Raw genomic sequence first — 6,436 nt, forward strand, 5'->3', positions numbered from 1 at the left:
CGCAAACGGGTAGGAAAGGATTTTGTCATTGAATACAGGGTGAACGGGACAGAAGGGGTGCCCGGCGGTTTTGAGCTTGAAGAGTCTATAGAATTTGTAAAGATGATAGAGGATTATGTGGATCTTGTGCATGTTTCCCGTGGGACCCGCAGCGTGCTGCGTACCAGAGTTGAAATGCACCCTTCCACATTTATGCCGGAAGCTCCCAATGTCTATATGACTGAAGCCATGAAGAAAGCGGGGATAAAAACGCCGCTGATTCTTGTGGGGAATATTTCTTCTCCTGCCGTGGCCGAGCGTATTCTGGAGGAAGGAAAGGCGGACTGCATTGCCATGGCCCGTGCTCTTATTTCAGATCCGGAATGGCCCCGGAAGGCGGCGCATGGGAAAAGCGCCGATATCCGTCCCTGCATCAAGTGCTTTAATTGTCTGGATGAAAAGAACGGCCGGGTCTTTGGCGGAGGCATCACGAGTTTCACGCAGGATGTTGTCAAGCGCTACGCCTGCTCCACCAACCCGCGTTTGGGAATTGAGCATGTCTACATTCCTCCGGCTGTGGAGAAAAAGAGGGTCTGCATTATCGGCGGCGGCCCCGGAGGCATGCAGGCGGCGATTACCGCGGCGGAGCGCGGGCATGAAGTCATGCTTTTCGAGAAGGAAGGGCAACTTGGCGGACAGCTGGCGTTTTCCGACTATGTCTCCTTCAAAAAGCCTCTTCGTGACTTCAAAAACTATCTCATACACCGGGTTGAGACTCTGGGTATCCGTGTCTTTTTCCATACGGAATCTACGCCTGAACTTGTTGCGAAGTACAGGCCGGATGCCCTTGTTGCCGCTGTGGGTGCAGTACCGTTCATTCCTCCCATTCCGGGAACGGAGTTGCCTTGCGTTATGAGTGCGGCGCAGGCATGCATGCATCCCGAAAAAACGGGGCAGAGCGTTATTGTCATAGGCGGCGGCGACACCGGCTGTGAGACGGCGCTGCATCTCGCGGAACACGGCAGGAAGGTGCTCATTGTGGAAATGGATGACGTCCTGGCCCGCCGAACGGGCTATACCCATCGCATTGCGCTGATGGACAAGATAGAGCGCGAGGTCGAAAGCATGACGGGCGTGTCCTGTACGGCAATTCAACCCGACGGGATATGCGTGCGCGGGCCGGAAGGGGAACAGTTCCTGAAGGCACACAGTGTGGTGTTATGCCTTGGCTCCAAAGCGAGGCGGGAACTGGCCGACTCGTTTCGCAGGGTGGCGCCGGAGTTCTGGATTGTTGGCGATGCCACCTGTGCAAAAAATGTGCGACAGGCTGTCCGGCAGGGCTATGACGCCGTGTGCAGGCTGTAGAAAAAGGAACACTGTATCAAGGAGAACAGAATGAACGCTGTCAGAGGTATGATGGTATCGTTGGCCGTTGCGGGGCTGTTGTGCTCGGTTCTCCCCGCCGGAGCCGAGGAAGACGCGGCTACCTTTTACAAAAAGAACAAGCTGACCATGGTCATAGGCACCAGCCCCGGAGGAGCCAGTGACGTGGGGGCAAGGCTGTTTGCCAAATACTGGCCGGAAGTGACGGGCGGAGAGATGCTCATCAAGAATATGCCCGGCGCTGCAGGCATAGTGGCGCTGAACTATATGAATGCCTGCAAGCCTGACGGGCTGACCATGAACATCATGATGTTCAACGGGGCCTACCAGATGCCGTATTTCCAGAAAAACAAGGCGGCAAAGTATGATGCACGCGAGTTCAAGTACATTGTCGGCGGATTCTGTGAACCGTGGCTTCTTACGGCCGCATCGAAATTCAAGTCTCTTGAGGAATTTAAGAATACCAAGGGACTGAGGTACGGCGTCAACGCACCGTTTTGCGAGAACACCTTTGCAGCGCTGCCCATGATCCGGGGCCTCGGCCTCGATATCAAAATGGTGACGGGGTACAAGGCGCAGGTGGAAATCGACCTTGCCGTGGGCAAGGGAGAAATAGACTTCACACTGACGCCGCTCTCCCAGGGGCTTCGCACGGTGGAGCAGGGTATGGTGGCCCCTCCCATGCTGGTCATAGCTGCGGAGCGTACCCCTGTGCTGCCGGATGTTCCCTGCCTTGCAGAAGTGGTGGACATGTCGCCGGAAGACAAGCGTATTTTCGAAGAAGCCATGAATCTTTCGGCTATCATCCGCATGGCAGCCATGCGCGGGGACGTGCCGGAGGACAGGGTGGAGTTCGTCCGCAATGCCATTGCCAAAATGGTGGAACTTCCGGCTTTCCAGGAAGACGCGCTCAAGATTCTCAAGCTCGGCGCAACGCCAGTTCTGGGGAAGGAGCTTGATGACTTCCTGGCCGGAGCCTTCACGTTGGATTACTCCAACCTGATCCGCTATCTCGAACCTTATACCAAGTAGCTTCTGTTGATGAAAGGTTCCGACTCCGTCTCCGGGGGCGGAACCTTTTCGTATGCGCTTTGTGTGTGAAGTTTTCCCGTTTGTTGTCAGAGGATATGTCATGGCGTCGTTTTTTCTTCAAAGGCGCAGATCCGTACTGGTCTCTGGAGCACTGTTGTCACTGGTAAACGGCATGCTCTATGCCTGGTCTGCCTTTACGTTGCCCATAGAGAATGCCACAGGGTGGTCCAGATCACAGACGTCCCTGGTATTCACCTTTGTCCTTGTTTTTTTCGGACTGGGTATGCTGTCGGGAGGATACGTCATACGAAAGCTCGGCCCGAGGCTTGCCGCTGCATGCGGAGCAATGGCGCTAGTTCTCGGTCTTTTTCTTTCTTCCTGTGCCGTGGCCCCCTGGCAGCTCATTCTCAGCTACGGCATTATGGCCGGATACGGCATAGGCGTGGCCAATGTGGTGCCTTCAGCCGTTGCACTTTGCTGGTATCCTGAAAAACGGGGACTGGTATGCGGTATTATGGCCTGTTCCCTTGCCTTGGGAACCCTGCTTTTCGGCACATGTGTTGCGGGGTATCTGAATTCCGTTGCCGGATATGTACTCACGCTGCGGGTGCTGGCTCTTCTGGCCTTGCTCATCGCGCTTCCGGCAAGCGTATTTTTGTACTATCCTGAAGACGGCCGCAGGCAGATTCCGGGGCAGGGAGCCGACGGTCTGAATACCTGTGATATGGTAAGGACTCCTCTGTTCCGCAAGGCTTGGATATGGACATGTTCCGTGCAGATCGGCGGGCTCATGATCATCGGCCATATTGTTCCCTATGGCGTCGAGCAGAACATTTCCCTGGAACTTTCAGGGACCGCCATGGGCGTATATGCGGCGGCGAACGGAGTCGGACGTTTGCTGTTCGGCATGCTGTTCGATGCGCGGGGCAGCCGTTTTGCCATGTTGGCCGACGCGGGCTGCATGCTGTGCGGCCTGCTTCTTTTCGTTTTTCTGCCACCGGTTGCAGGCTATGGAGGTCTGCTGATTGCATCCTCATGTTCCGCTCTTGCCTTCGGTGGCAGTATTCCTTTGTTTTCCGCGTTCATTGCCCGGAATTTCGGCCCTGCACACATGGAATCCAACATAGGTACTACCGCGACGGTTTTCATCATTGCCGGCTTTGCCGGTCCATATCTTGGCGGTTATGTGCATGATATAACGGGAGTCTACAGGCCTGCCATACTGTTGGCTGCGTTTTTTGTCATTCCCGGCCTGTTCTCTGCCACATTACTTCATGAGAAAGAAACTCCGAAAGAAGCGGGAGAAGACAGAACGTAGCAGATGGATTGAACGGGGTGTTTCTGCAGGCAAGCTCATCCCGCATGCAGAGAGCCTCATGCCCTCTTCATTTTTCATGCGAGCCGGATTCCAGTGTAAAAGTCATCGTACAGAGAGAGGCTCGAAGTGTCTCCTGCAAAGTTTTTTTGCCTTCTCTGGACAGGGGCAATACAGCGGGGTATAAAGGGAGGTGAATTCTTGCGCATGGTATGAGCGCAGGGCATCTTTTTTGCGACGCTCGCCTCAAGCTGGCGCCCGTCATGTTCTCCAACGGGGATCTTGTATGGATTTTTTCTGGATCTGTTTCATGGTTGGACTGGGCTGGTTTTTCGGCGGTATTGTCGGGGGCGCCACAGGCATAGGAACCATCATGATCGCCATGCCGCTCATGACGGCGGTGCTTCCCCCCAGCGACGCCGTGCTGGTCGGCTGCCTTACCGGCCTGCCGGGCACATTGCATCTTGTCTATTCCTACCGTAAGGCGTGCCGCTGGAGCGATACCCGCGATCTTGTCCTTGGCGTCGTTCCCGGCTGTATTCTGGGCGTGATGGTGCTGCGCGTTGCTTCCATGCAGTTTTTGCAGCTTATGGTCTGTGCCATACTTGCCTGCTTCATAGGCATGCAGTTCTGCCGTCGCTTCGCTACATACCGTCTGCCGGACTCCACGGCCATAGGCCTCGGGGCAGGGGTTGTAAGCGGCTTTGTAGGCGGTTCTGTGGCCATGGTGGGAGCCCCTCTCGGCATTTATGTGCTCATGAAGCACTGGTCTCCAGATCGCTCCCGCGGCAACATGAGCGTGGTCTATGTGTTTTCCGGACTGATTTCCGTGGCGGCCCAGGCTACGGCGGGGCTGTACACGTTCACCCTTCTTCAGGTGGCGCTCGCAGGCTTCACAGGCTGCCTCATAGGGCAGATTATGGGCGTGCGCCTCGGCCGGTGTATCAATCAGGTGATTTTTCAGCGTATTGTCTTGATTTTTCTTGCTATTGCAGCAGTCATCCTTTTCATCCGCGCCGTGGGCTGAAATCTGCGCCTTCAGTATGGCCGCTGTCCTCCAGGGCCTTGCGGGCCGCTTCCGTGCATGCGGCGCTACCTGTTGTGAGAAAAGCCCCGTCCGTTATGCGGCGGGGCGTTTTTTTTCGGCCGAAGGCTTTATTCCTCCGGCAGGGGCAGGCCTCAGACGTGTCGGGGGCGGGAAAGCGCAGCTCTGCCTGTGCCGTATTCTGTAATACGGCGTTTTTTAGGGGAAGAGTGTGAAATGAATGTCCGAAGAAAGCGTATTCTGGAAGTATAAAGCCTTTTATATGGGTACAGGTGTGGACCTCGGAAGATGTGAAGACTGCAAGAATGCCGTACAAGGCTTTTTTTTCTTTATTTTTCATAGAGATTGAAAATACTTTTTTCAAACGGAATATTGCCGTGACGGAGCCAGTGAACATTGTGAGCCCTGCGCTGTATCTTTGTCTGGACGGTTGGGAAAAATCTCTCTTTTCCCCTTCCCATTTGGCCTTTTCATGATTATGGTAATTCCGACTGTACCCGGCCCGCAGCCAGGCGGGCCGGGTGTTAACCCATCCCATAAGGAAAAAAGATGAAAAAGTGGAAAACCCTTGCCCTCTGCGCAGCCTGCCTTGCCACGCTGACCCTCGCCGCGCCTGATTTCGCGGACGCCGCACGCCTCGGCAGAGGGCGCAGTTTCGGCAGTTCCTCCATTATGAGCCGCCCGGCCACGCCCCCGTCCGGGGCATTCCAGGGAAGTTCTTCTTCAGTGAATCGTCAGGCCCCTCTTGCCTCCAGCCGTGCCAACGGCGGGGCGGCCACTGTGGCGAACAACAGAAGCGGCCTTTTCGGCGGTCTCTTCGGCGGTCTTCTCGCCGGCACCATGCTGGGCTCTCTTCTGGGCGGCGGCATGGCCGGCGGCATGGTGGGCGGCCTTTTGAATATCATCATTCTCGGCCTTCTCGTATACCTCGGCGTGCGCCTGTTCCGCCGTTTCCGCGGCGGACAGGAAGCTTCCCGCCGGGAGAGCTATGAGGAAAGCCCGGTCAGGAACACGCAGTCTTACAGCCAGGGCGGCAGCGCATGGGATAATCTGCGTTCCGAACCCCAGGCTCAGGCCCAGGAGGCAGCGCAGCCTGAGGCCGATATTCCCGCTGATTTCGATCAGGATGAATTCCTGCGCGGCGCCAAGGCAGCCTATACCCGCCTTCAGAGTTCGTGGGATCGCCGCGACCTGGACGATATTGCCAACTTCGCCACACAGGACGTGATGGAAGAACTGCGCGAGCAGGCGAAGGAAGACCCGGAACCCGGCAAGACGGAAATCCTTCTGGTGAACGCTTCCATCCTGGAAGTACGCGATGAGGGTGACCTGCGCCGCGTGGCCGTGTATTTCGACGTGCTCATGCGCGAAGATCAGCGCGCCGCCCGCCCCGAACAAGTGCGGGAAGTCTGGCATTTCGTCTGCTCCCGCCGCGAGGGCGACAGCTGGAAGCTGGACGGCATACAGCAGCTTTCCTGACACATTCAGGCTGCAGGGGCTTTCTGGGCGAGTCCCTGCGGCGACGGTTCCCCCGCTCTCAGAGAGCGTTTTGACTCGGGTATGAAAAGGGCCGGTTCCTCTTGGGAGGAGCCGGTCTTTTTGGTTAAAAGAAAACCCCCAGCTAGGCTGGGGGTTCCCGAAAACTTATAGTTATGCGTAGGTTATAAACACTCCTTTTGATT

At 56.2% G+C, this 6,436-nt stretch carries 6 protein-coding genes; 5 read left to right on the forward strand and 1 reads right to left on the reverse strand.

What is annotated here, in order from left to right; all coding sequences use genetic code 11:
- From K8W16_RS05590 to K8W16_RS05605, 4 genes are all read left to right on the forward strand, one after another.
- Positions 1–1,344: FAD-dependent oxidoreductase (locus K8W16_RS05590; protein WP_304121953.1), on the forward strand; the 1,344-nt coding region annotated here is incomplete at its 5' end.
- A 30-nt stretch (positions 1,345–1,374) separates the two neighbouring features.
- Positions 1,375–2,394, forward strand: coding sequence for a tripartite tricarboxylate transporter substrate-binding protein (locus K8W16_RS05595; RefSeq protein ID WP_304121955.1), 1,020 nt, complete (start codon positions 1,375–1,377; stop codon positions 2,392–2,394).
- A gap of 100 nt (positions 2,395–2,494) precedes the next feature.
- A complete protein-coding gene (locus K8W16_RS05600) occupies positions 2,495–3,712 on the forward strand; it encodes an MFS transporter (RefSeq protein ID WP_304121956.1) in 1,218 nt (405 codons plus the stop codon).
- A 283-nt stretch (positions 3,713–3,995) separates the two neighbouring features.
- Positions 3,996–4,736, forward strand: a complete 741-nt coding sequence (locus K8W16_RS05605) for a sulfite exporter TauE/SafE family protein (protein ID WP_304121958.1) — start codon at positions 3,996–3,998, stop codon at positions 4,734–4,736.
- Here K8W16_RS05605 and K8W16_RS05610 read toward each other — a convergent pair.
- Positions 4,717–5,151 carry a hypothetical protein gene (locus K8W16_RS05610; RefSeq protein WP_304121960.1) on the reverse strand — a complete coding sequence of 145 codons (435 nt, stop codon included), beginning with the start codon at positions 5,149–5,151 and terminating at the stop codon, positions 4,717–4,719. The genes K8W16_RS05605 and K8W16_RS05610 overlap by 20 nt on opposite strands.
- Positions 5,152–5,303: 152 nt before the next feature.
- Here K8W16_RS05610 and K8W16_RS05615 point away from each other — a divergent pair, with 152 nt between their 5' ends.
- Positions 5,304–6,233, forward strand: a complete 930-nt coding sequence (locus K8W16_RS05615; RefSeq protein ID WP_304121961.1) for a Tim44 domain-containing protein — start codon at positions 5,304–5,306, stop codon at positions 6,231–6,233.
- Positions 6,234–6,436 lie beyond the last annotated feature (203 nt).

Source organism: Mailhella massiliensis (assembly GCF_020741395.1).
GTDB classification, from domain to species: Bacteria; Desulfobacterota; Desulfovibrionia; order Desulfovibrionales; family Desulfovibrionaceae; genus Mailhella; species Mailhella massiliensis_A.

What these genes read in the sequence shown, in the direction of transcription:
- K8W16_RS05595 (WP_304121955.1), top strand. Translation starts at nt 1,375, where the DNA reads ATGAACGCTGTCAGAGGTATGATGGTATCGTTGGCCGTTGCGGGGCTG.
- K8W16_RS05600 (WP_304121956.1), top strand. Translation starts at nt 2,495, where the DNA reads ATGGCGTCGTTTTTTCTTCAAAGGCGCAGATCCGTACTGGTCTCTGGA.
- K8W16_RS05605 (WP_304121958.1), top strand. Translation starts at nt 3,996, where the DNA reads ATGGATTTTTTCTGGATCTGTTTCATGGTTGGACTGGGCTGGTTTTTC.
- K8W16_RS05610 (WP_304121960.1), bottom strand. Translation starts at nt 5,151, where the DNA reads ATGTTCACTGGCTCCGTCACGGCAATATTCCGTTTGAAAAAAGTATTT.
- K8W16_RS05615 (WP_304121961.1), top strand. Translation starts at nt 5,304, where the DNA reads ATGAAAAAGTGGAAAACCCTTGCCCTCTGCGCAGCCTGCCTTGCCACG.